Here is a 21,183-nt window from a genome sequence, read left to right on the forward strand (position 1 = left end):
GACGCCCGGCACGCACTCTCGCCGCACCGGCCGAAAGCCCAAGTACGTCCAGTACGAGGACTTCCGGCCGACACGCCGAGAGCACGCACCGGACGCCGCTCCTTGACGGGCAAACGTTGCCTGCCGCGGCACTAGGCGTCCATGCCCGGTACGGGGGCGCCGGAGGGCATGCCCGCGGTGACATAGGCGGCGTACAGCTCCTGCCACGGGGCCCCCGCGCCCGCGTGCGGCCCCTCGAAGCGCTCGCCCCGGGCCCGCGCGTCCAGGGCGGCGAGGCACACGTCCCAGCCCGCGCTGTTGCGGGCGGCGGTGTTCTCGGTGCCGAGGACGTTGGTGAGGGTGAAGCGGGTGCGCTTGTCGGTCAGTTCCTCCAGGTCGAAGTGGAGCTCGTCGTCCTCCCAGGTGAAGGAGAGATGGCGGGGCGCGTCCACGGCGATGACCCGGCCGCTGGTGTCCTCCAGCGCGGGGTCGCCGCTGAAGGACACGGTGCCGCCGGGGCGCAGGTCGAACTCGGTGCGGGAGGGGAACCAGCGGGCCAGTTCGTCCGGGTCGGTGACGAACTGCCAGACCCGGTCGACGGGGTGGTCGTACTCGCGGGTGAAGCGGACGGCCGGGCGTCCGTCGTCCAGGGTGACGAAGGTGCCGGTGGGGTTGGCGGCCATGGGGATCAGTCCTTCGGTGCGGGGGTGCCGTGGGTGTCGGTCCGCTCGTCCAGGCGCCGGCCCAGCGCGTCGAGGCTCTCGCTCCACAGCGTGCGGTACGGGGCGAGCCAGGCGTCGAGGGCGGCCATCGGGGCGGGGTCGAGGGCGTGGACACGGCGCTGCGCGTCCTGCCGCACCCGGACCAGGCCCGCCTCCCGGAGCACCTTCAGATGCTTGGAGGTGCCGGGCTGGCTCAGGCCGCACGCCTGCGCGATCTCGCCCACGGGCCTCGGCCGCTCGAGGAGCAGAGCGACGATGGCCCGCCGGTGCGGGTCGGCGAGGGCGGCCCAGAGGGCATCGGACATGGAACCCAATATGCCTCTGCGGTTATATGCCTGTCAAGGAATGGAAGGCCGGTCTTCGCCCTCCGCGGCGCCCGGCCCGTTGGTCCGCGCGGTGAGTGGGTACCCACGGGCCATGCGAACCAGCGTGGTGGATGTCGGATCGAAGACCGTCAGACTCGTCGTGTCGGACACCGAGGGCGGTGCGCCGCTCCCGGTGCACACCTCCAAGTGGCGGCTGCGGCTGTCCGAGCAGGTCACGCCGGGCGGGCCGGTGCCGGAGCGGGCCGTGGAGGACCTGGTGGACGCCGTGGGCGCGGCGAACAGGGCCGCCGCCCGCTGGGGCGCGGCGGGCCCCCTGGCCTTCGCGACGGCCGTGGTGCGCGGCGCCCCGAACCGCCGGCAGGTGCTGCGTACGGTCCGGGAACGGACGGGCGTCGACCTGTGCACCCTGCCGGGTGAGGTGGAGGCGGAGCTCACGTTCCTCGCGGCACGCCGCTGGATGGGCTGGCGCTGCGGACCGCTGGCGCTGCTGGACATCGGCGGCGGGTCGCTGGAGGTCGCCTTCGGCCGCGGCAGGCTGCCCGACTTCGCGGCCTCGCTGCCGCTGGGCGCGGCGCGGCTGACGCACGAGTACTTCGAGGCGGAGGACCCGCCCTCCCACGACCGGGTGCGGGCGCTGCGCCGCCGGGTGCGCCACCAGTTACGGGACGCGGCGGCCCGGATCCGCTGGGAGGGCCCCCGTACGGCGGTCGCCACGTCCCGCACCTTCCAGCAGCTGGGGCGGCTGTGCGGGGCGGCGCCCGGGCGACACGGGCCGTTCGTGGAGCGCGAGCTGTCGAGCGAGGATCTGCGGGTGGCGATCGACCAACTGGCCGCGCTGCCCGCCGCCGAGCGGGCCAGGCTGCCCGGCATCTCCGCGCCGCGCTCCGCGCAGAGCCTGGCGGGGGCGGTGGTGGCGCACACGGCGATGAAGCTGACCAGCCTGCGCACGGTGACGATCTGCCCCTGGGCGCTGCGCGAAGGAGTGCTGTTGCGTCACATCGAGGACGGACCGTCCTGGTGGGCGGAGATCACCCGCCTCAACGAGAAGGAGGCGGCCGCCACCGACCCCGTGCCCCTGCGCATCGCCACCGCGCGCGGCTGACCGCCACACCACGACGAGGGGAGACACCCGTGTCCGAGCAGGACGACCGCAACGAGCCCGAGTCGGCTGTCGAGGAGGTGCTGCGCGAGGTCGAGGAGGCCGAACGCCGCGAACGCGACTCCGCCGGGACCGGCGGCGACCGGGGTGAGGCGGGCGACGCCATCACCCCCAGCACCGAGGCCCAGGAGGAGTCCAGGGGCGAGTAGGGCCCGTCACCGCCTGGCCGGGGATGGTGTGGCCGATGTCCCGCAGACCGCCGGTGATCTCGGTGATGACGTGGTGCGCACCGTCCTCGTTGCCGGTGTGGCCGAGCCAGGTCGGTGTGGCGATGACGAGGATGCGGGATCCAGCAGCGTCGCGTGCACGTCCGGCCAGTCGTCGCCCTCGTGCACGGCCTCGCTGACCACGCCCGGGGCGATGTCGAGGTCCACCGCGCGGACCACGTCGACGCTTTGGGGTACCCCCATCGCAGGCCGGTACCACGCCGGCGCGGGTGTCCCGGCGCCGTCCGGGTACCCGGTGCGCATGGAACACGCTCGACCGGAACCGCTGCTGCCCGAACCGCGCGGCCCCCTCAGCCGGGCCGTGCTGAACCATCTGCGGGGCACCGGCCCGCTGCCGGACGGGGAGGAGGTCGCGGCCGCCCCCGTGTACGGCGACGACCTCCAGCTCGCCCTGTACCTCTGCTACGAACTGCACTACCGGGGGTTCGCGGGCGTCTCCCCGGACCTGGAGTGGGAGCCGGAGCTGCTGCGCACGCGTGCCGCCCTGGAGCGGCGCTTCCTCACCGCCCTGCGCGCGGACGCCTCGCGCCACGACACGGTCGACGACGCGCTCGCCGGGATCCTGGTGGAGCCGGTGGACGGCACGGGCGTCAGCCACTTCCTGCGCGACAAGGGCGAGCTGTGGCAGCTGCGGGAGTACGCCGCCCAGCGCTCCCTGTACCACCTCAAGGAGGCGGACCCGCACGCCTGGGTGCTGCCCCGGCTGCGCGGGCGGGCCAAGGCGGCGATGGCGGCGGTGGAGTTCGACGAGTTCGGCGGCGGCCGGGCCGACCGGGTGCATGCCCGCCTGTTCGCCGAGCTGATGACCGACCTGGGCCTGGACACGACGTACGGCCGGTACCTGGACGCCGCCTGCGCGGAACTCCTCGTCACGGTGAACCTCATGTCGCTCTTCGGTCTGCACCGCTCCCTCAGGGGCGCCCTGGTGGGACATTTCGCGACGGTCGAGATCACCTCCTCGCCCGGTTCCCGGCGGCTCGCGCAGGCGATGCGCCGCACGGGCGCCGGCCCGGCCGCCGAGCACTTCTACGACGAGCACGTCGAGGCGGACGCGGTGCACGAGCAGGTGGTGCGGCACGACGTCATCGGCGGTCTGCTGGAGGACGAGCCGCACCTCGCCCCGGACATCGCCTTCGGGGTGGACGCCACGGTGTTCACCGAGGACCTGCTGGGCGACCGGCTGCTCGCCGACTGGCAGGCGGGCCGCTCGAGCCTGCGCACCCCTCCGGCCTCAGAAGTTCACCCATGACTCTCGTGTACGGGGGTACTCGGCCGTTCGTGAAATCACTCGTACCCCCGGGCGTGTACGCCCCCCAGGAGGACACCGCACTGCTGGCCGGTGCCCTGCTCGAGGAACCCGTGCCACCGGGAGCCGACGTGCTCGACGTGGGCGCCGGCTCCGGCGCGCTGGCGGTGGCCGCCGCACGGTGCGGCCACCGTGTGACCGCGGTCGACGTGTCGTGGCGTGCGGTGTGCGCGACCCGGCTGAACGCGCTGCGGGCCGGTGTGCCGGTCCGGGTCCGGCACGGAAACCTGTTCACGCCGGTGCGTGGCCGGACGTTCGACCTGATCCTCGCCAACCCCCCGTACGTCCCGGCGCCCGGCGGACGCGGGCTGCCGCGCGGCCCCGCCCGGGCCTGGGACGCGGGTGACGACGGCAGGCTGGTCCTGGACCGGATCTGCCGGGAGGCTCCGGCGCTGCTGCGGCGCGGCGGTGTGCTGCTGCTGGTGCAGTCCGCGCTCAGCGACCCCGAGCGCACGCTCGGCGGGCTGCGGACGGCCGGGCTGAAGGCCGCGGTGACCCGGCGCCGGCGCATCGCGTTCGGTCCGGTCCTGCGGGACCGGGAGCAGTGGCTGCGGCAGCGGGGTCTGCTGCCCGCGGCGGAGAACGAGGAAGAGCTGGTGGTGGTCCGTGCCGAACTCCCCGTCTGACGCCCCGCGACGCGTCACCGTGCAGCGCAAGGGGCCGCTGCTGCTGGAGGGGCCGGTGGAGGTGGAGCTGGAGGACGGCACGGTGGTGTCCTCCGACCGCTTCCGGGTGGCCCTGTGCACCTGTCGCCGCAGCCGCCGATACCCCTGGTGCGACACCAGCCACCGCGACCGCGCGTAAGGCCGTCCCGGCCCGGTGCCGCGGGGATGAGCGCGCGACGGCACCCCGCGGGCGCCGGGCTGTGCCCCGGGGCCCGCACCGGCGCCGGGCCCCGCTGAAAAGCCCGGAGGCCGGCGGGCGGCCCCACTCCGCCCGTCGGCCTCCTTGCGCGAGATCGCACGTTCCGCGAGGGGGCTCGCACTCCCCAAATCTGCGGGCCGCCGCGCGGTCACGGGAACCGTGCGATCCCGGTCTCAGAACGCGAAGACGCTCGTACCGTGAGCGTTCATCACGCACATGTTGGAGAAGATCCGCTCGTAGGAGACGCGCTGCCCCTGCCACACCCCGTCGACGGTGACGAGCACCGGGTCGTACTGCTTGGTGCAGATGACGCCTTCGCGCATCGTCAGGGCGTCGAGGTCGCCTCCGACGTCGTTCAGATCCGCGCAGGCCGACGCGGCCGCCGGGTGGGTGCCCGAGGGCGCCGGGGCACAGGTCAGGGTGACCGCGCGTTCCGGCGTGACGGTCGCCGCGCTGTCGCCGTGGCCCACGGTGAGCACCAGGGCCGAGGGGGCGTAGAGCGCGGACGGGGCATCTCCCGGGGCAGCCAGCGCGGCCCCGGACAGGGGTGCGCAGACGGCTGCGGCCGTGAGGCCGAGGGTGGTGGCCCAGCGCGCGGTGTTCCGCATTGTGTGCATCCTTCCGCTTCGTTTCATCGGTTCGCCGGCCTGTGCCCGGTAGTGCCGGACCGGCGTGCCGGAGTCTGCCGAGTCCCCGGCGGAAACTCACGTCGACCATGCGCGTTTCAGTAACCTTGCGTGTTGAATCAGTGGCGTGAAGTGACAAGGTGAACAAGGCTCGACCCGGCAACCGGGCGGCCGCCGCATATGCGATGCGGCCAGATGGCCGAAAACCCGCCGCTGGTTAATCGGCCTGAAACATTCCGATTCCGCTGTCGGCAGACCGTTCCATGACCCCTTGTGTTCATGGAGCTGCCGAGTAATGGTCATTACATGATTACGAACGAGCAACGAGAACAACTGCGGGGCTGGTTCGCGGGCCGGCTCCCCGACGGTCTCTTCGACGGGCCGGCCGAGATCACGGCCGACCGCGAGGAGATCCTGGTGATCGGCCGCATTCCCGGCCCCGAGCGGACGGAGGACACCTCACCCGCGGAGCGGGACGCGGCGGTCGAGGGCAGGATCCAGGAGTTCCGGGAGCGCACCCGGGAGGACCGGATCGCGGTCGCCCGGGACGCCGAGCACCGCTTCCGCCGGAAGGTCTCCTGGGGCGTGGAGTGCGAGGGCCGGCGCGTCCTGTTCACCCATGTGGCCGCGCCCGTCATGACCCGGCTGCGCCAGCCGGAGCGTCAGGTCCTCGACACCCTCATCGCGGGCGGGGTGGCCCGGAGCCGCAGCGACGCGCTGGCCTGGTGCGTGCGTCTGGTCCAGCGGCACTCCGACGACTGGCTCACCGAGCTCCGCGAGTCGCTGGAGCACGTCCAGCGGGTGCGGGACCGGGGACCGGACGGCGCACCCCAGCAGGACGGGCCGCCGTCGGCGGACGGCGGCTGACTCCGACGCCGCCGCTCGTCACGCGAGGCCGCCCGACCACCCGGCTGCCCGGCCTCCCGGGCGCTGGACGCGCTCGGCGCATACTGTCATCCGCTGCGTGCTGGCCGAACTCGACCTCACCCTGGCCCTGTCGGGCCACACCACCGCGGCCTCGGTGGGCCCCGGCGACCTTGCCTCCGGTCCCACCGCCGGGTGAGAAGAGCCGGAACCGTGCCGCGCGGCCGGGGTGAGGGCCCGGGTGGGGCCCGCCCGGCCGCGCGCGCTCAGGCCAGTGGCTCGGTCAGCTCCGCGTAACGGGCCCGCGGGGTGTGCGTCCCGGTGATGGAGAGGGTGTCGGAGTCCGAGGCCGTCCGTATGGGTTCGGCCGCCCAGCGCTGGTCCAGCGTCCGGTCGCGCACCTTGACGACGATGTCGGCGTTCGCGTCGGGGTTCGCGGGCGTCAGGGCCAGCTGTTCGTCCCAGCGGGGCAGCAGTTCGCCCTGGATGGTGAGGTCGTAGCGCACGTCGTCGCGGCGCCGGTCTCCGGTGTCGGCGCAGGTGCCGAGGACGACGACACCGGCGTCCTTGTGCGAGTCCAGGCACAGCCCCGGGTCGGCCACGTTGCGCAGCAGCCCGTCGTCCTCGTACGTCCACTGCTGGGTCCACTGCGAGGAGCAGTCCGCCAGCCGGGTCCCGGAGCCGTCCTGGGGCTCGCCCCGGGTGTCGAGACAGAGCCCCGAGCCGATGTGGCGCAGCCGGGTGCGCCCCGGTGCGCTGGGGAGTCCGGCGGCGCCGGGCGGGGACGCGGAGGGCACGGCCGCGCGGCCGTGGGCGCCGGTCGAACCCGTCGGGTCGGCCGCGCCGCCGCCCGGGGTGGGCGCGCCGGAGATGAGCACGCTCACCAGCACCCCCGCGGACACCGCGCCGAGGCCGGTGAGCAGGGTTCTGGTGGAACGCACCGGGTCCGGGAGGGTCATGCCGGTGAGGCGGTCGGGCACGGGGATCCGGGCCAGCAGCCGGTGCCGGCCGCTGCCGGACGGTCCGTCGCCGCCCCGGCGCCGGCGCCGGGCGGCCCGTCCGGTGCGCGGTCCCGCCGTTGTGCGCCCCGGGCGCGAGTCGAGATAGCGCCGGGCGCCCCACCCGAGCACCGCCTCGGCGATCAGTGTGCCCAGGCCGCCCTCGAAGTGGCTCAGTTGCTCCGCCGCGTTGCGGCAGTAGCGGCACTCCGACAGATGCTGCCGCACGTCCGGCAGCAGGGCCCCGCCCCGGCGGATGGGAACGTCGAGGAGACGGTTGTAGAACCGGCAGTCCTGCGTCGGCGCCAGTTCCTGATGGGCGAGGACACAACTCTGACGGAATTTGTCCCGCGCCTGTTCGAGTGCGCCCAACGCGATGTCGGGATCCATGCCCAGCAGACCGGCCGGTACGGAAATCGGCTCGGCCTCGACCTCGACATGCCAGAGCAAACAGCGCGCGAGTGCGGGCAGCGAGCGGAAAGCCCGATGCGCGAGTGTGCGGTTTTCCGGAGTCATGGTCGTCGCCGCGCGCATGCCGCGCCCGCCGGCCGGTTTCTGCAACGCCGGCAGAACTTCCGCTATTCGGTCGTCGGCCGCCCACTCCCGGACCGTGTCCCGCACTCCCACCAGCAGGACCGGCCGGAGGGCGACGGCCGATTCGCCGACGGCGACCCGGTCCAGGACCCGGTGCAGGGCGGCGGCGGTGACCATCGCGGCGGTCTGCCCCGACGAGGCGAGGCAGACGGCGGCGTAGTCCTGCATCGCCCGCCAGTGCCGCGCCGTCAGCAGCGCGACGGAGTGGGCGGCCTCGCCCTCCGGACGGCCCCGCAGCCGGGCCGCGAGGGCCTCGTCGGATTCCCCGGGGTCCCCGCCCGGCGGGGAGTAGGGGGATCGAGGGGGGTGGGGGGTGTGCACTGAGATGGTTCCTTCCCACAGCGCATGTGACATTCGAGCGTTTCTCGACGCCGAAAAGGGGCACGAGCGGTGCAAACCTCTTTGGCGTGCGCGGGGGGCGGGAATTCACCTGCGGCGAATCGGATCCGGTTCTTCAACTGCGTGCGCGTCCCCGGCCTTTACCCCCTCACAGGTGGCTCACTCTCGCACAACCCGCAGTCGGCCAACAAGGCGGTTGGGCAACATCCCCGCGTTGACAGAAAGTCAGAAAGGGAAGGCGGCCCGCGGCCCTCGCTCCGGCTTTCACACCCGGTTTTCTTCCGGTTCACATCGCGGACGGCACAAGGGCCGCCCGGCGCCCACCCGAGCACCCGCCGGCGGCCCCGCCCCGGCCGGTGCGCACCCCGTGTGAACGACGCGCTCCCACCCGGCATGCGCGCACGCTCCCGGCGCACGCCGGAGCGCAGTCAACTGGTCACGGCCCTTCTCGGAGGTCACGCGCAGAAACGGCGGCTCTCCTGCGCGCACGGCCGCCGGCCCCGATCCTCCCGCCCTCGGCCGGCGGCCCCGAGGGGCCCCTCTCCCCCGCGCCGGACGGCGGCACACACTCAGATCTGCCAGGAGCGCAGCCGGTCGGCCGCCGCGTAGACATCGGCCTCGCCGGAGATCAGATCCCGCGCGAGGTCGACCAGGGCGCCGTAGGGCGGATCGATGCCGGCCCCGCTGACGAACATGTAGGCGACGGCCGTGGCGCAGGCGAAGCGCGCGTTGGCCGAGGGCAGCGGGCGCAGGACGGCCAGCGTGTGCAGCAGCGCGGCCGCCCGCCAGGCCGCGTCGGAGTTCACGCCCAGCCGGGGCGGATCCACGCGGTGCCGGGCGACGGCCGCGACCAGTGCGGAGAAGTCGTTGACGGTGGGCTGGTCCGGGAGGACCTCCTCGTGCCGCTGGAGCAGCCAGGGCACGTCGATGTGCAACACGGGTGCCATCGGTCAGGCGGCCCGCCCCTCGCCCTTGGCGGGTGGTTCGTCGTCCGGGAAGGCGGCGGCGAACTCGTCCTTGTGGGAGGCGAAGAACCGGCGGAAGGCCTCCGCACCCTCCTGGAGCGCACGGTGGCGGGCTATGTCGGCCGCGGCCGCCTCCCGCACGAGCGCCTTCATGGACGTACCGCGCTCCTTGGCGATCTGCCGCAGGTCCTCGAGCTCGCGGTCGCTGAACTCCACGTTGAGAGCTGGCATGACCTTACGGTACCGCTCGGGTACTGACTCGTAAATATGCCCAGGTCACCAGGCCTTCGCCGGGGTACCGACGGATGCAGGACACAACGATCCGGTGAGACGCGGGTCACATTCCCGCTCCGTGTTGTCACATTCCGGGCCGCTGTCCCCGTCGCATGGGTGAGCGCGCACCTGGGAGGCCACCCATGTTCAGCACCCCTGTACCCGGCACCGACGAACCGCTCGACGAGGCGACCGAGGTGTTCCTCGGCCATCGCGAGCTGCTCTTCGGCGTCGTCTACAACATGCTCGGCAGCGTCGCCGACACCGAGGACGTCCTGCAGGAGACCTGGCTGTCCTGGACCGCCCGCGGCGGCGGGGGCGCGCCGCTGGACGGGGTCGCCAACCCCCGCGCCTATCTCGTGCGGGTGGCCATGAACCACGCGCTGAGGCGCCGCGCGGCGGTCAGCCGCAGCCGGGAGACCTATGTCGGTCCCTGGCTGCCCGAGCCCCTGGTGGCACAGGAGGAGGCGGACGATCCCGCGCTGCGCGCCGAGTCGGTGTCGCTGGCGATGCTGGTGGTGCTGGAGTCGCTGAGCCCGCTGGAGCGGGCGGTGTTCGTCCTGGGCGAGGTCTTCGGCTATCCGCACGCCGAGATCGCGGAGATCATCGGCCGCAGCCCGGCCGCCGTACGGCAGCTGGCGCACCGCTCGCGCGCGCATGTGCGGGCCCGGCGCCCCCGGTTCCGGTCGCACCCGCGCGTCCGGCGGGAGGCGACCGAGCGGTTCGTGCGGGCGGCGCTCGGCGGGGACATCGCGGCGCTGATGGAGATCCTCGCCCCGGACGTGACGGTGTGGACCGACGGCGGCGGCAAGCGCAAACCGGCGGGACTGCGCCCGGTGCACGGCCGGGACAAGGCGGTCCGGCTGTTCGGCGCCTACGCCTCGGGGCGCGGTCCGCGCGCCGCCCGCGACCTGGAGCCGCGCTACCGGAAGGTCAACGGCGACGACGCGGCGGTGCTCTTCCAGGGCGGCTCACCATTCGCCGTCATGGTGCTGGACCTCACCCCGGACGGCGAGCGGGTGCGCGGCGTCTATGTCGTCGCCAACCCCGACAAGCTCGGCCATGTGCCCGGGGAGGAGGCATGAGGACGGTGGAGCGGGCCGGCCGCGGCGAGCGGATCGCCGACTGGTTCGACGGCCGGCTCGGCACGCACACCCTCGGCCGGAAGTATCTGCGCAAGGTGTTCCCGGACCACTGGTCGTTCCTGCTCGGCGAGATCTGTCTGTACAGCTTCGTGGTGCTGGTCCTCACCGGCGTGTATCTCACGCTGTTCTTCCACCCGTCGATGAACGAGGTCACGTACCAGGGCAGCTACGTCCCCCTCAACGGCGTACGGATGTCCGAGGCGTACGCCTCCACGCTGGACATCAGTTTCGACGTGCGGGGCGGACTGCTGATCCGCCAGCTGCACCACTGGGCGGCGCTGGTGTTCATCGCCGGGATGCTCACGCACATGATGCGGCACTTCTTCACCGGTTCGTTCCGCAAGCCGCGCGAGGTCAACTGGCTGTTCGGCTGGAGCCTGCTGTTCCTCGGCCTGTTCGAGGGGCTGTTCGGCTACTCGCTCCCCGACGACCTGCTGTCCGGCACGGGCATGCGGTTCGTGAACGGGGCGCTGCTCGCGGTGCCGGTCGTCGGCACCTACCTGTCGATGTTCCTGTTCGGCGGCGAGTATCCGGGCGAGGACATCGTGGCCCGCTTCTACTCGCTGCACGTGCTGGTGATCCCGGGGATCATGGCGGCGCTGGTGGTGGCCCACGTACTGCTGGTCGTGTACCACAAGCACACCCAGTTCGCGGGGCCCGGACGGACCGAACGCAATGTGGTCGGCGCCCCGTTCATGCCGGTCTACCTGGCGAAGGCGGGCGGCTTCTTCTTCCTGGTGTTCGGCGTGCTGACGGCCGTCGCCGCGGTGGCGACCGTCAACCCGGTCTGGTCGTACGGCCCCTACCGCGCGGACCAGGTCTCCACGGGCGCGCAGCCCGACTGGTACCTGGGCTTCGCCGAGGGACTGGTGCGGATCATGCCAGGCTGGGAGATCACGCTGTGGGGGCACACGCTGGTGCTCGGCGTGCTGATCCCCATCGTGGTCTTCCCGCTGCTGCTGGTCCTCATCGGCGTGTACCCGTTCCTGGAGGCCCGGTTCACCGGTGACCGGCGTGAGTACCATCTGCTGGACCGGCCGCGCGACCGTCCGGTGCGCACGGCGATCGGGGCGGCCTGGATCAGCCTCAACCTGATGCTGCTGGCGGGCGGCGGCAACGACATCGTGGCGACCCGCCTGCATCTGTCGATCAACACGGTGACCTGGGCGGTGCGAGCCGGGGTGTTCGCCGTCCCGGTGGTGGTGTTCGCCGTCACCCGGCGCGTCTGCCTCGGCCTGCAGCGGCGCGACCGGGAACTGGTGGAGCACGGCAGGGCGACCGGTGTGATCAAGCGGCTGCCGCACGGTGAGTACGTCGAGATCCACGAGCCGCTGGACCCGGCCCGGCTGCACACCCTGACCGCCCACCGGCGGCCCGGGGAACTCGTGGAGCGCGGTCCGGCGGACGAGGGGCCGCCGGACCGCGGGGCGGAGCGTCAGCCCTGATCGGCCACGAAGGAGGCCATCCGGGTCAGCGCGGCGTTCCAGTTGATCGTGTGCTCGTTGGTCGACCAGGACTGGATGTCGTCGATGAAGCAGAACTGGCCGACGCAGCCCTGCAGTTTCGACTGGGCGTAGGGGTCCTGGATGCTGGAGTTGGGTCCGCCGGAGAGCGTGCCGGGCGGCGGGTTCGGCAGGTCGGGGTCGAGCTGTCGGGCGTACCAGCGGCTGTGCTGGTTGTGCGCGCTGACCTCGCCGTAGCCGGTGACGTAGGACATGTTCAGGGCGTTGCGGCCCAGGATGTAGTCCATGCTCTGCAGCGCGCCGTCACGGTACTCGCGCGCGCCGGTGAGGTCGTAGGCGGTGGCGAGGACGACCGCGTTGTTGAGGACCTGGTGGCTGGAGCCCCAGTCGTAGACGTTGCCGTCCGGTGCGTACGGCATGCCGTACGGGTGGGCCCGCAGCGTGGCCAGGTAGCGGTCGGCGCCCTCGACCACCGACTGGCGCACGGCGTGCCGGCCGGGCAGCCGGTTCGGCACGGTCGCCAGGTCCAGCCGGCCGGCCGCCGCGGTGCGCGACCAGTCGAAGCCGAGCGGGCCGAAGATGTCAGCGGTGTGCACCGGGGAGTTCAGCACATACTCCTTGAACTGCCGCTCCCCCGTGGTGATGTAGAGCTCGGCGGCCGCCCAGTAGAACTCGTCGGACACCGTGTCGTCGGGGTAGGCGCCGCCGCCGATGCCGTCGTCCGGGTCGGCGAGCAGGTCCGGGTGGTCGAGGGCCGCCGCCCAGGCCGTGCGCGCGGCCGCCAGGGTCCGGGCCGCGAACCGCTTGTCGTACGGGCGGTAGAGGCGGGCCGCCTGGGCGGCCGTGGCCGCGAGGTTGAGGGTGGCCGCCGTGGTCGGCGGGTGCAGTTCCCGCTTCTGCGGGTCGTCGCTGGGCAGCAGGGGCAGGCCCGTCCACTGCTCGTCGTGGATCTTGTGGTGGGCCATGCCGGCCAGCGGCTCGCCCTCGGGGACCTGCATCTTCAGCAGGAACTCCAGTTCCCAGCGGGCCTCGTCCAGGATGTCGGGGACCTTGTTGCCGCTCTCCGGGATGTCCAGCGTGCCGTCGCGGAGCTTGTGCGGATCGCCGGTGCGGGCGTGCCGGGCGCGCTCGTAGGTGCTGAGGACCTCCCAGGTGCTGATGCCGCCGTTGACGACGTACTTGCCGTGGTCGCCGGCGTCGTACCAGCCGCCGGTGACGTCCAGGGTGTGGTCGCAGACACCCGGTTGGCAGGGCACCGCGCCGTCGCCCTGGTTGGGGGCCACGTCCACGTGCCCGGCCGGGCGGCCGTATCCGGGGCGCAAGTCGTCGCGGATCTCCGTGCCGCTGCGCTGGGTGTAGTAGTACTTCGCCGAGTCGAGGCGCAGCCGCTCGTACGCGCGCGCGTCGATGTCGAAGGGCCGGCTGGTCTCGCCGTCCACGACCAGGGTGTAGCCGGTCCCGCGTCCCCGGTAGGAGCCGAAGTCCAGGGAGTGGACGTTCTGCCCGGAGGAGCCGTCCACGCCGCGCGGGACGGTCCAGCCCGTGCGGACCACCCGGCCGTCGTCGTCCTTCAGCCGCCAGGGCAGCCGCTCCACGGCGTCGGTGACGACGGTGGCGTTCTTCGGACCGGAGGGCAGGTAGGCGACCTGGTTGACGCGTACCCGGGGCCCGGTGTCGGGTTCGTACGGCTCGGGGGCGACGCCGCCCAGCAGGGACACGTCGTCCACGCAGAACCGCCAGGGGTCCGCGCTGCCGCCGAGCTGGAAGCCGACCTGTCCCTGTGCGGTGCCGACGGGTGCGGTGAAGGTGTACGAGTAGGTGTCCCCAGAGACGCTGAGCTGCGGGGACACCTCGTAGTAGGTGTCGTACGGCGACACCTGGAGACCGACGATCGCCCGCACGACATGGCCCGCGGGCGAGCCGGTCGCGCTGAAGGAGAAGCGGTACGACTCGCCCTCGACCAGGGTGATGTCGTTCTGGCCCACGACCGCGTCCCAGCGGTTGGCGGTGCCGCCGGGGACGTCGGCGCACAGGCGGCCCTCGGACGGGCCCGCGGTGACGCCGTCGGAGGCCCACCAGGAGTCGGTGCCGTTGTCGAAGGTCCCGTTGCGGACCTGCTCGACCTCGTCGGCGCCGGCCGGAGCGGCGGGCAGCGCGGTGAGGGCGGTCGCCAGCAGGCCGGTCAGGGACAGCAGAGCGGTTCTGCGTCGTTTCACGTCTGGGCTCCTCTGCGGAGGTGCGGGGGAATGGGAGCGCTCCCATCTCCGTACGCGCCCCATGGTTGTGGCTGGTGTGACGGTCCGTCAACGCCTGGGACGGGACCGGTGACGTTCCGCCCGGCCCCGGGACGGGCCGGGGCTTCGCGTTCGCGCCTGGCCCCGACGCACTAGGCTGGGGCCCTGGCGATACACCGGTTCACGGTGAGTGTGCGTGGGAGTGGCGACGATGAGGCCGGACGACCCGTTCGACGATGCCGTGACGGCCCGGGCCGTCATCGCCGCCGACGGCACGCTCGCGCGGTGGAGCGAAGGGGCGCGCCTGCTGCTGGGCTACCCGGCCGAGGAGGTCGTCGGCCGCCCGGTCGCCGACCTGCTGGCCGACGGGGCGTCCCCGCCCCGTCTTCCGAACGACCGCTGGAGCGGCACCCTCGCACTGCGGCGCCGTGACGGCGGGACCGCCACCGTGTGGGTGCTCGCCCACCGCAGACCGCCGGACGGCGACGGCCCCGGTGAGTGGCTCGCCGTCACCCCCCTGGAGGCATCGGAGCACGAGCTGCCGGACGACCCCCTGGTCAGGGCGGCCGTGTACCAGTCGCCCTGCGCAACGATGGTCTTCGACGACGCGCTGCGGCTGCGCGGGGTCAACGACGCCATGGCGTATCTGCTCGGGCTGCCGGCCGGGCATCTGCGGGGCCTCAGGCCCACCGACATCGGCGGCCGGCCGCAGCACACGGAACTCGAACAGCACCTGGAGCAGGTGCTGCGCACCGGCCGGCCGCACGAGATGCAGACGCACATGAAGGCCACCAGCGAGTCCCGCGCGCACGCCTGGCTTGCCCGGCTCGCGCCGCTCACCGACGGGGCCCGCCGGGTGCGCGGGGTGTGCGTGACGGCCCACGACTTCACCGAGCAGTACCGGGCGCGGGAGCGGCTGCAACTGGTCAACGAGGCCAGCATCCGCATCGGCACCACCCTCGACGTCACCCGTACGGCTCAGGAGCTGGCGGAGGTCTGCGTCCCGGCGCTGGCCGACTTCGTCAGCGTGGACCTGCTGGAGCCGGACGAACCCGGGGGCGAGCCCGTCGAACCGCTGACCACCCCGGTCTCGCTGCGCCGGGTCGCCCATCTCTCCCGCACCCCTGGCGCCCCGGAAAGGACGGCCGAGGTGGGCGAGATGGTCGTGTACCCGGCCGCCGCGCCCCACGCGGACTCGCTGATCGCGGGCCACAGCATCATGGCCTCGGTGTCCTCCGGCGAGCTCGACCCGTGGCTCAGCGTGGACGAGACGCGGGCCCGGCAGCTCCAGGAGTTCGGCATCCACTCGATCCTCTCCGTCCCGCTCCAGGCCCGCGGCACCACCCTCGGCGTCGCCGCCTTCACCCGCTTCAGCCACCCCGAGGCGTTCACCCACGACGACGTGCTGCTCGCCGAGGAGGTCACCGCGCGCGCCGCGGTCTGCATCGACAACGCCCGCCGCTACTCGCGCGAGCGGGAGACCACCCTCGCCCTCCAGCGCAGCCTGCTCCCCCGCACCCTGCCGCGCACGGCCGCCGTGGAGGCCGCCACCCGCTATCTGCCGGCCTCGCGCTCCGGTGTGGGCGGCGACTGGTTCGACGTGATCCCGCTGTCCGGGATGCGGGTGGCGATGGTGGTCGGCGACGTGGTGGGGTACGGCATCCAGGCGTCCGCGACGATGGGCCGGCTGCGCACGGCGGTGCGTACCCTGGCCGACATCGACCTGGCCCCCGACGAACTCCTCACCCATCTGGACGACCTCGTGCACCACCTGTCGCAGGAAGGGGGCGGCGACCACGGCGGCGGCGGTGAGGTCGGGGCGACGTGTCTGTACGCGGTGTACGACCCGGTGTCCCGGCGCTGCACCCTGTCCCGCGCGGGGCACCCCGCGCCGGTCCTGGTGGCGCCGGGCGGGGCGGCCCGGCACCTCGAACTGCCGTCCGGTCCGCCGCTGGGCACGGGCGGGCTCCCCTTCGAGTCCGCCGAGCTGGAGCTGCCGGACGAGGCGGTGCTGGCCTTCTACACCGACGGGCTGGTGAAGTCCCGCGGCCGCGACACCGAGGCCGGTCACGCGCTGCTGCGCGAGGCGCTGTCCCCTGCCTCCGGACCGCTCGACGGGACGTGCGACCGCGTGCTGCAGAGGGTGCTCGCGCCGGGCGGTGCGACCGACGACGTGGCCCTGCTGCTGGTCCGCACCCACGGGCTGCCGGCCGCGCAGGTCGCCACCTGGGACATCCCCGCCGACCCGGCGCTGGTCGCCCCCATCCGCAAACAGGTCCTCGACCAGCTGGCCGCCTGGGCGCTGACCGAGGCCTCGTTCACCGCCGAGCTCGTGGTGAGCGAACTGGTCACCAACGCCATCCGGTACGGCGCCCCGCCCATCCGGCTGCGGCTGATCCACGACGACTCGACGCTGATCTGCGAGGTCTCCGACACCAGCCACACGGCCCCGCACCTGCGCCGGGCCAAGACGTGGGACGAGGGCGGCCGCGGACTGCTGCTGGTCGCCCAGCTCACCCAGCGCTGGGGCAGCAGGCACACGGCGGACGGCAAGACCATCTGGTCGGAGCTGGCGCTGGTGGACGAGATGTGAGACGGGGTGGCCGCCCCGGGTGAAACGGGCCCCGGCGCCCGGCCTCGGCGGCAGTCGCGCTCGTGGTGCCCGGCGCACCAGCCTCCCGCGGCTCCGGAAGCGGTACGCCGGGGACATCCGGACGGCCACCGGGCGGCCCGGCCCTGCCGGCACCCGGTGCCGCACCGCCGTGCTGAGCGCCGCCTTCGGGGGGCTGGGTCCCGGGGCCGGGCGGCGCCACGTCCCCGTCGTGCTGACGAACGTCCCGCACCCGCGCGCTGTACGGCTACCCGGGTGCCGCCCGCCTCGACCCCGCAGGCGAGCAGCCGGGCCGGGCGACGACCGTGACACTCGCGCCCCGGGCCGCCGCCCGGGCGGTGCCGCGCTGTGCGAGCCCCGGGTCAGCGGCGCGCACGGCGGCCCCGGCGGCCCTCCCGGTCACTCCGCCGGACGAACGGGAGCCGCTCGGGGTGCCGTGGCGGGGCCGGTGCGCTCAGTGCCGGGCGCCCTCCCTCCTCGGCGTCCGTCACGGTGCTCCGCCGGGCAGCGGGCTCCTGACCCCCGGCAGCGGCGAGGCGGCGGGGCCCGTGCTCAGTGACCGGCGATCGGGTGCGGAACGTAGGGCCGCTCGAGTTCCTCGGTCTCCTTGTCGCTCAGTTCCAGTTCGACCGCGGCCACCGCGTCCTCGAGGTGCCCGGGCCTGGCCGCTCCGACGACGGGCGCGGTGACGGTGTCCCGCTGGAGCAGCCAGGCGAGGGCGACCTGGGCGCGCGGTGCACCGCGCCGTTCCGCGATGCGGGTCACCGCCTCGACGACGGCGCGGTCGCCCTCCTGGTAAAGGGTGCTGCCGAAGCGGTCGGTGGCGCTGCGCCCGGTGGTGGCGTCCCAGTCCCGGGTGAGCCGGCCCCGGGCGAGCGGGCTCCAGGGCAGGACGCCCACGCCCTGGTCGGCGCAGAGCGGCAGCATCTGCGCTCCTCCTCCCGGTAGAGGAGGTTGTAGTGGTTCTGCATGGACACGAACCGGGTCCAGCCGTGCAGGTCCGCCGTGTACTGCGCCTTGGAGAACTGCCAGGCGTACATCGAACTCGCCCCGATGTAGCGCACCTTGCCGGCCTTGACGACGTCGTGCAGGGCCTCCATCGTCTCCTCGATCGGGGTGTCGGGGTCCCAGCGGTGGATCTGGTAGAGGTCGATGTAGTCGGTGCCCAGGCGGGTGAGGCTGTGGTCCAGCTCGGTCATGATCGCCTTGCGCGAGAGCCCGGCGCCGTTGGGTCCGGGCCGCATCCGGCCGTGCACCTTGGTGGCGAGCACGATGTCGTCGCGGCGGGCGAAGTCGCGCAGCGCCCGGCCGACGATCTCCTCGCTGGTGCCGTCGGAGTACACGTTGGCGGTGTCGAAGAAGGTGATCCCCGCCTCCAGCGCCTGCCGGATCAGCGGGCGGGAGGCCTCCTCGTCGAGGGTCCACTCGTGTGCGCCGCGGTCCGGGATGCCGTAGGTCATGCATCCCAGACAGATCCGCGACACCTCCAGGCCGGTGGAACCGAGCTTCACGTACTGCATCGTTGCTGCTCCTGCCTTCGGGGAGGGTCCGTGGCCTTGTTGCCGGACGGGTCAGACGGAGCGTACGTGTTCGTGTGCGCTCCAAGCCGGGTGCGCGTCACTCCCGGCGCAGCAGGTCCAGGGCCCGCTCCCAGCCGAACTCCGGCCGCCCGCCGTCCACTTCGCCCTCGCCCTCGTAGGGGTCGCCGAAGCGCACGCCCATGCCGCGCAGCCTGGTGAGGCTGTCCCGGTAGGCGGGGTGGGCCGCCAGCGCGCCGGCCACGCACGGCAGGACGGCGATCGGCACGCCGAGCCCGGCCGCCTCGCACAGGGTGCCCAGGGCGAGGGTGTCGGCGATGCCGGCCGCCCATTTGTTGACGGTGTTGAAGGTGGCGGGCGCGACCACCACGGCGTCCGGGGCGGGGAAGGGGCGCGGTTCCCCTGGCCTGCGCCAGGCGGACCTGATCGGACGGCCGGTCTGCGTCTCGACGGCGGCGGCGTCGAAGAAGCCGTTCATGGCGAGGGGTGTGGCGATGACACCGACCTCCCAGTCCCGCTCCTGTGCGCGGGTGATCAGCTTGCTGACGTCCGCGGCGACACCGGCGGCGCAGACCACGACGTAGAGAAAGGGCTTCTCGCTCACCCGGAAACCCTATGCGCGCGCGGGAAAACCGATTGCCGCTCCCCCGGGGCAAGCCCCAGGATCTGGCCATGAGCCCCCGTTCACTCCCGTTGCCGCTGTCCGCCGCCGCGTCCGCCGCGGGCCGACAGCAGCAGTCCGGTCCGTGGGAGGGACCGACTCCGCAGCGGTCATGACGGCCGCGCTGCTCGCGGGGCTGCTCGCCGGCTACGGCATCGCCGTCCCCGTGGGTGCCGTCGGCGCGTACCTGGTCTCCCTCACCGCCCGCACCTCGCTGCGCACCGGAGTCGGCGCGGCCCTCGGCGTCGCCACGGCGGACGGGCTGTACGCCCTGGCCGCCACGGTGGGCGGCTCGGCCCTCGCGGCGGCGCTGCGGCCGGCGCTCGGCCCGCTGCGCTGGGTCTGTGTGCTGGTGCTGCTGGCGCTGGCGGCGTGGGGCGGGGCCGGCGCCGTACGGCAGTACCGGGGTCACCGGCTCGCCGTCCGGCAGGGGGCGGCGCCCGTACGTCCGGCGCGGGCCTTCGCGACGCTGCTGGGGATCACCCTGCTCAATCCGACCACCGTGATCTACTTCGCGGCGCTGGTGATCGGCTCCCGGAGCGGGGAGGCGGCCTCGCTGCCGGAGCAGGCCGTGTTCGTCACGGCGGCCTTCGCCGCTTCCGCGAGCTGGCAGGTGCTGCTGGCCGGGGGCGGTGCCCTGCTGGGGCGGGCGCTGACCGGTCGCCGGGGGCGGCTGGCGACCGGGCTGGTGGCGAGCGGCGTGATGACGGCGCTCGCCCTGCGCATGGCGGTGGCCGCCTGAGCGGGGCACCGTCAGGATGAGATCGGCGGGCCGCGGTGTTGGACGGTGACCGGCTCGTTGACGGTATCCGAGAGACGATGGGACGGATGTCATGCCTCTGCAAGGCGAGTACGAACCCAGCCCCACCCGATGGGTGCGCGAACAGGTGGAGCTCTACGAGAGTTCCGGCGGCACGCGCGGGACGACGCTGCAGAACACGCGGCGCCCGGTCATCCTGCTGACCAGCGTGGGCGCGAAGAGCGGCAAGCTGCGCAAGACGCCCCTGATGCGTGTCGAGCACGAGGGGCGCTACGCGGCGGTGGCCTCGCTCGGCGGCGCCCCCAGGCATCCGGTCTGGTACCACAACCTCAGGGCCGACCCCCGGGTCGAGCTCCAGGACGGGCCGTCGAAGTGGGACATGACGGCCCGTGAGGTCACCGGGGAGGAGAAGGCCGAATGGTGGGAGCGCGCCGTCGCGGCCTATCCGCCGTACGCCGACTACCAGAAGAAGACGGACCGCGAGATCCCCGTCTTCGTGCTGGAACGGTCCGAGCACGGCTGACCGACGCCGGGGCCCGGCGGGCGGGGCGGAAAAACTTCGCTCCGGTGTGCATGAAGCGCCGGCCGCCGGGCAGTCGTGCTTCAGGCCCCGCCGCGTTCCCCCGTCGCGGCGGGGCTTTCCCGTGCCTCGCGCGCTTCCGCGGAGCCCCGGTCGGTGACGTCGAGGAAGACCTGTTCGGCCTCGGGGACCGCGCGGGCGATGGACCGTTTGATGCGTACGGCGACCAGCTCGACCCGCTCGCTGTCCAGTCCGGGCGCCAGGTCGACGCGGGCGGCCACCAGCACGGTGTCCAGTCCGGTCTTCATGGTGAAGAGCGCTTCCACGCTGTCGATCTCGGGCTGTGCGCGCAGCAGCTCCCGGATCCGTCCGCCGGTCTGAGGGTCGGCGGCCTCGCCGATCAGCTGGTCGCGTGCGTCGCGCCCGAGCCGGTAGGCGACGTAGACCAGCAGCACCCCGATGGCGAGCGACGCGGACGCCTCCCACACCACCTGTCCGGTGGCCATGTGCAGCGCCATGCCGGCGATGGCCAGGGTCACGCCGACCACCGCGGTGCCGTCCTCGGCGAGCACGGTGCGCAGCGCCGGATCCCGCAGGCTGCCGCCCTGCCGGCGCACCTGGTACAGGGCCCGCAGCAGGGAGCCGCCCTCGGCCAGCAGGGCGACGCCGAGCACGATCAGTCCGGCGACGTAGCCGCTGAGCTGCTCCTCGCCTCCCGTCCTGAGCGCGTCGACGCCCTGGTAGAACGAGAAGCAGCCGCCCATGACGAAGATGCCGACGGCGGCGAGCAGTGACCAGAAGAACCGCTCCTTGCCGTAGCCGAACGGGTGACGGCGGTCCGGTGGGCGCCGGCTGCGCCGCAGCGCCGCCAGCAGGAACACTTCGTTCAGGCTGTCGGCGACGGAGTGCGCCGCCTCCGACAGCAGCGCCGGGGAGGCGGCGGCCAGTCCGCCGACGGCCTTGGCGGCGGCGATCACCAGGTTGGCGGCGAGCGCCACCAGCACCGTGA

The 21,183-nt window shown here is 73.3% G+C and carries 20 protein-coding genes and 3 pseudogenes; 12 read left to right on the top strand and 11 right to left on the bottom strand.

All coding sequences use genetic code 11. From position 1 onward, the window contains the following. Positions 1-131 precede the first annotated feature (131 nt). Complete coding sequence (locus tag AC5L3C_RS01950; RefSeq protein ID WP_493646504.1) at positions 132-662, bottom strand: SRPBCC family protein; 531 nt, start codon at positions 660-662, stop codon at positions 132-134. Positions 663-667: 5 nt separating this feature from the next. Beyond that, positions 668-1,006 carry an ArsR/SmtB family transcription factor gene (locus AC5L3C_RS01955; RefSeq protein ID WP_493646505.1) on the bottom strand — a complete coding sequence of 113 codons (339 nt, stop codon included), beginning with the start codon at positions 1,004-1,006 and terminating at the stop codon, positions 668-670. Between the two features lie 112 nt (positions 1,007-1,118). On the opposite strand from AC5L3C_RS01955, the gene AC5L3C_RS01960 reads away from it, so the two are divergent. Both AC5L3C_RS01960 and AC5L3C_RS01965 read left to right on the top strand, forming a co-directional pair. Continuing rightward, positions 1,119-2,129, top strand: a complete 1,011-nt coding sequence (locus AC5L3C_RS01960; protein WP_493646506.1) for a Ppx/GppA family phosphatase — start codon at positions 1,119-1,121, stop codon at positions 2,127-2,129. Positions 2,130-2,158: 29 nt separating this feature from the next. Next, complete coding sequence (locus tag AC5L3C_RS01965) at positions 2,159-2,335, top strand: hypothetical protein (RefSeq protein ID WP_493646507.1); 177 nt, start codon at positions 2,159-2,161, stop codon at positions 2,333-2,335. 4 nt (positions 2,336-2,339) lie between these two features. Here the strand turns inward: AC5L3C_RS01965 and AC5L3C_RS01970 are convergent. Next, positions 2,340-2,656 (bottom strand): annotated as a pseudogene (locus AC5L3C_RS01970) (flavodoxin family protein); the annotation flags it as partial. On the opposite strand from AC5L3C_RS01970, the gene AC5L3C_RS01975 reads away from it, so the two are divergent. The 3 genes from AC5L3C_RS01975 to AC5L3C_RS01985 are packed head-to-tail and all read left to right on the top strand — an operon-like array spanning position 2,655 to position 4,523. Next, positions 2,655-3,662, top strand: coding sequence for an iron-containing redox enzyme family protein (locus AC5L3C_RS01975; protein WP_493646508.1), 1,008 nt, complete (start codon positions 2,655-2,657; stop codon positions 3,660-3,662). The pseudogene AC5L3C_RS01970 and the gene AC5L3C_RS01975 sit on opposite strands and share 2 nt — an antisense overlap. Further along, positions 3,659-4,345 carry a HemK2/MTQ2 family protein methyltransferase gene (locus tag AC5L3C_RS01980; protein ID WP_493646509.1) on the top strand — a complete coding sequence of 229 codons (687 nt, stop codon included), beginning with the start codon at positions 3,659-3,661 and terminating at the stop codon, positions 4,343-4,345. The genes AC5L3C_RS01975 and AC5L3C_RS01980 overlap by 4 nt, the downstream gene beginning before the upstream one ends. Beyond that, entirely contained in the window at positions 4,326-4,523 is a 198-nt protein-coding gene (locus AC5L3C_RS01985; protein ID WP_125501900.1) for a CDGSH iron-sulfur domain-containing protein, read from the top strand. The genes AC5L3C_RS01980 and AC5L3C_RS01985 overlap by 20 nt, the downstream gene beginning before the upstream one ends. 233 nt (positions 4,524-4,756) lie before the next feature. On the opposite strand, the gene AC5L3C_RS01990 is transcribed toward AC5L3C_RS01985, so the two are convergent. Then, positions 4,757-5,191 carry a protease inhibitor gene (locus tag AC5L3C_RS01990; RefSeq protein ID WP_493646510.1) on the bottom strand — a complete coding sequence of 145 codons (435 nt, stop codon included), beginning with the start codon at positions 5,189-5,191 and terminating at the stop codon, positions 4,757-4,759. A gap of 324 nt (positions 5,192-5,515) precedes the next feature. Here AC5L3C_RS01990 and abmR point away from each other — a divergent pair, with 324 nt between their 5' ends. Continuing rightward, positions 5,516-6,076: an ATP-binding transcription factor AbmR gene (abmR, locus tag AC5L3C_RS01995; protein WP_493646511.1), complete on the top strand. Its 561-nt coding sequence runs from the start codon at positions 5,516-5,518 to the stop codon at positions 6,074-6,076. Between the two features lie 263 nt (positions 6,077-6,339). Here abmR and AC5L3C_RS02000 read toward each other — a convergent pair whose 3' ends face one another. The 3 genes from AC5L3C_RS02000 to AC5L3C_RS02010 form a co-directional block, all read right to left on the bottom strand. After that, the gene (locus AC5L3C_RS02000; protein WP_493646512.1) at positions 6,340-7,986 is read right to left on the bottom strand and encodes an RICIN domain-containing protein; all 1,647 of its coding nucleotides are present in this window, start codon (positions 7,984-7,986) and stop codon (positions 6,340-6,342) included. Between the two features lie 587 nt (positions 7,987-8,573). After that, positions 8,574-8,951, bottom strand: coding sequence for a toxin Doc (locus AC5L3C_RS02005; protein WP_149549038.1), 378 nt, complete (start codon positions 8,949-8,951; stop codon positions 8,574-8,576). Positions 8,952-8,954: 3 nt separating this feature from the next. Then, a complete protein-coding gene (locus AC5L3C_RS02010; protein ID WP_103541942.1) occupies positions 8,955-9,200 on the bottom strand; it encodes a hypothetical protein in 246 nt (81 codons plus the stop codon). 185 nt (positions 9,201-9,385) lie between these two features. On the opposite strand from AC5L3C_RS02010, the gene AC5L3C_RS02015 reads away from it, so the two are divergent. Then, the gene (locus AC5L3C_RS02015) at positions 9,386-10,327 is read left to right on the top strand and encodes a sigma-70 family RNA polymerase sigma factor (RefSeq protein WP_493646513.1); all 942 of its coding nucleotides are present in this window, start codon (positions 9,386-9,388) and stop codon (positions 10,325-10,327) included. Then, positions 10,324-11,832, top strand: coding sequence for a cytochrome bc1 complex cytochrome b subunit (gene qcrB, locus AC5L3C_RS02020; RefSeq protein WP_493646514.1), 1,509 nt, complete (start codon positions 10,324-10,326; stop codon positions 11,830-11,832). Before AC5L3C_RS02015 ends, qcrB begins: the two co-directional genes overlap by 4 nt. On the opposite strand, the gene AC5L3C_RS02025 is transcribed toward qcrB, so the two are convergent. Beyond that, complete coding sequence (locus AC5L3C_RS02025; RefSeq protein WP_493646515.1) at positions 11,823-14,066, bottom strand: glycoside hydrolase family 9 protein; 2,244 nt, start codon at positions 14,064-14,066, stop codon at positions 11,823-11,825. The genes qcrB and AC5L3C_RS02025 overlap by 10 nt on opposite strands. A 229-nt stretch (positions 14,067-14,295) precedes the next feature. On the opposite strand from AC5L3C_RS02025, the gene AC5L3C_RS02030 reads away from it, so the two are divergent. Together AC5L3C_RS02030 and AC5L3C_RS02035 are read left to right on the top strand one after the other, a co-directional pair. Further along, the gene (locus AC5L3C_RS02030) at positions 14,296-16,677 is read left to right on the top strand and encodes a SpoIIE family protein phosphatase (protein ID WP_493646516.1); all 2,382 of its coding nucleotides are present in this window, start codon (positions 14,296-14,298) and stop codon (positions 16,675-16,677) included. 257 nt (positions 16,678-16,934) lie between these two features. Beyond that, positions 16,935-17,096, top strand: a pseudogene (locus AC5L3C_RS02035) (DUF4232 domain-containing protein); the annotation flags it as partial. Positions 17,097-17,247: 151 nt separating this feature from the next. On the opposite strand, the pseudogene AC5L3C_RS02040 reads toward AC5L3C_RS02035, so the two are convergent. Continuing rightward, a pseudogene (locus tag AC5L3C_RS02040) lies at positions 17,248-18,215 on the bottom strand (aldo/keto reductase). Between the two features lie 97 nt (positions 18,216-18,312). Beyond that, the gene (locus AC5L3C_RS02045; protein WP_493646517.1) at positions 18,313-18,837 is read right to left on the bottom strand and encodes a flavoprotein; all 525 of its coding nucleotides are present in this window, start codon (positions 18,835-18,837) and stop codon (positions 18,313-18,315) included. 169 nt (positions 18,838-19,006) lie between these two features. Here AC5L3C_RS02045 and AC5L3C_RS02050 point away from each other — a divergent pair, with 169 nt between their 5' ends. Further along, on the top strand, positions 19,007-19,636 hold the full coding sequence (locus AC5L3C_RS02050; RefSeq protein ID WP_493646518.1) for a LysE family transporter: 630 nt from the start codon (positions 19,007-19,009) through the stop codon (positions 19,634-19,636). A gap of 91 nt (positions 19,637-19,727) precedes the next feature. Beyond that, positions 19,728-20,177, top strand: a complete 450-nt coding sequence (locus tag AC5L3C_RS02055) for a nitroreductase family deazaflavin-dependent oxidoreductase (protein ID WP_125501923.1) — start codon at positions 19,728-19,730, stop codon at positions 20,175-20,177. Positions 20,178-20,257: 80 nt separating this feature from the next. Here the strand turns inward: AC5L3C_RS02055 and AC5L3C_RS02060 are convergent, their stop codons facing one another. After that, complete coding sequence (locus tag AC5L3C_RS02060) at positions 20,258-21,178, bottom strand: cation diffusion facilitator family transporter (protein WP_493653715.1); 921 nt, start codon at positions 21,176-21,178, stop codon at positions 20,258-20,260. Positions 21,179-21,183: the final 5 nt, after the last annotated feature.

This window comes from Streptomyces speibonae, from assembly GCF_984686075.1.

What these genes read in the sequence shown, in the direction of transcription:
- AC5L3C_RS02055 (WP_125501923.1), top strand. Translation starts at nt 19,728, where the DNA reads ATGCCTCTGCAAGGCGAGTACGAACCCAGCCCCACCCGATGGGTGCGC.
- AC5L3C_RS02015 (WP_493646513.1), top strand. Translation starts at nt 9,386, where the DNA reads ATGTTCAGCACCCCTGTACCCGGCACCGACGAACCGCTCGACGAGGCG.
- AC5L3C_RS02030 (WP_493646516.1), top strand. Translation starts at nt 14,296, where the DNA reads ATGAGGCCGGACGACCCGTTCGACGATGCCGTGACGGCCCGGGCCGTC.
- AC5L3C_RS01990 (WP_493646510.1), bottom strand. Translation starts at nt 5,191, where the DNA reads ATGCGGAACACCGCGCGCTGGGCCACCACCCTCGGCCTCACGGCCGCA.
- AC5L3C_RS01960 (WP_493646506.1), top strand. Translation starts at nt 1,119, where the DNA reads ATGCGAACCAGCGTGGTGGATGTCGGATCGAAGACCGTCAGACTCGTC.
- abmR (WP_493646511.1), top strand. Translation starts at nt 5,516, where the DNA reads ATGATTACGAACGAGCAACGAGAACAACTGCGGGGCTGGTTCGCGGGC.
- AC5L3C_RS02010 (WP_103541942.1), bottom strand. Translation starts at nt 9,200, where the DNA reads ATGCCAGCTCTCAACGTGGAGTTCAGCGACCGCGAGCTCGAGGACCTG.
- AC5L3C_RS02050 (WP_493646518.1), top strand. Translation starts at nt 19,007, where the DNA reads ATGACGGCCGCGCTGCTCGCGGGGCTGCTCGCCGGCTACGGCATCGCC.
- AC5L3C_RS01950 (WP_493646504.1), bottom strand. Translation starts at nt 662, where the DNA reads ATGGCCGCCAACCCCACCGGCACCTTCGTCACCCTGGACGACGGACGC.
- AC5L3C_RS01980 (WP_493646509.1), top strand. Translation starts at nt 3,659, where the DNA reads ATGACTCTCGTGTACGGGGGTACTCGGCCGTTCGTGAAATCACTCGTA.
- AC5L3C_RS01955 (WP_493646505.1), bottom strand. Translation starts at nt 1,006, where the DNA reads ATGTCCGATGCCCTCTGGGCCGCCCTCGCCGACCCGCACCGGCGGGCC.
- AC5L3C_RS02005 (WP_149549038.1), bottom strand. Translation starts at nt 8,951, where the DNA reads ATGGCACCCGTGTTGCACATCGACGTGCCCTGGCTGCTCCAGCGGCAC.
- AC5L3C_RS01975 (WP_493646508.1), top strand. Translation starts at nt 2,655, where the DNA reads ATGGAACACGCTCGACCGGAACCGCTGCTGCCCGAACCGCGCGGCCCC.
- qcrB (WP_493646514.1), top strand. Translation starts at nt 10,324, where the DNA reads ATGAGGACGGTGGAGCGGGCCGGCCGCGGCGAGCGGATCGCCGACTGG.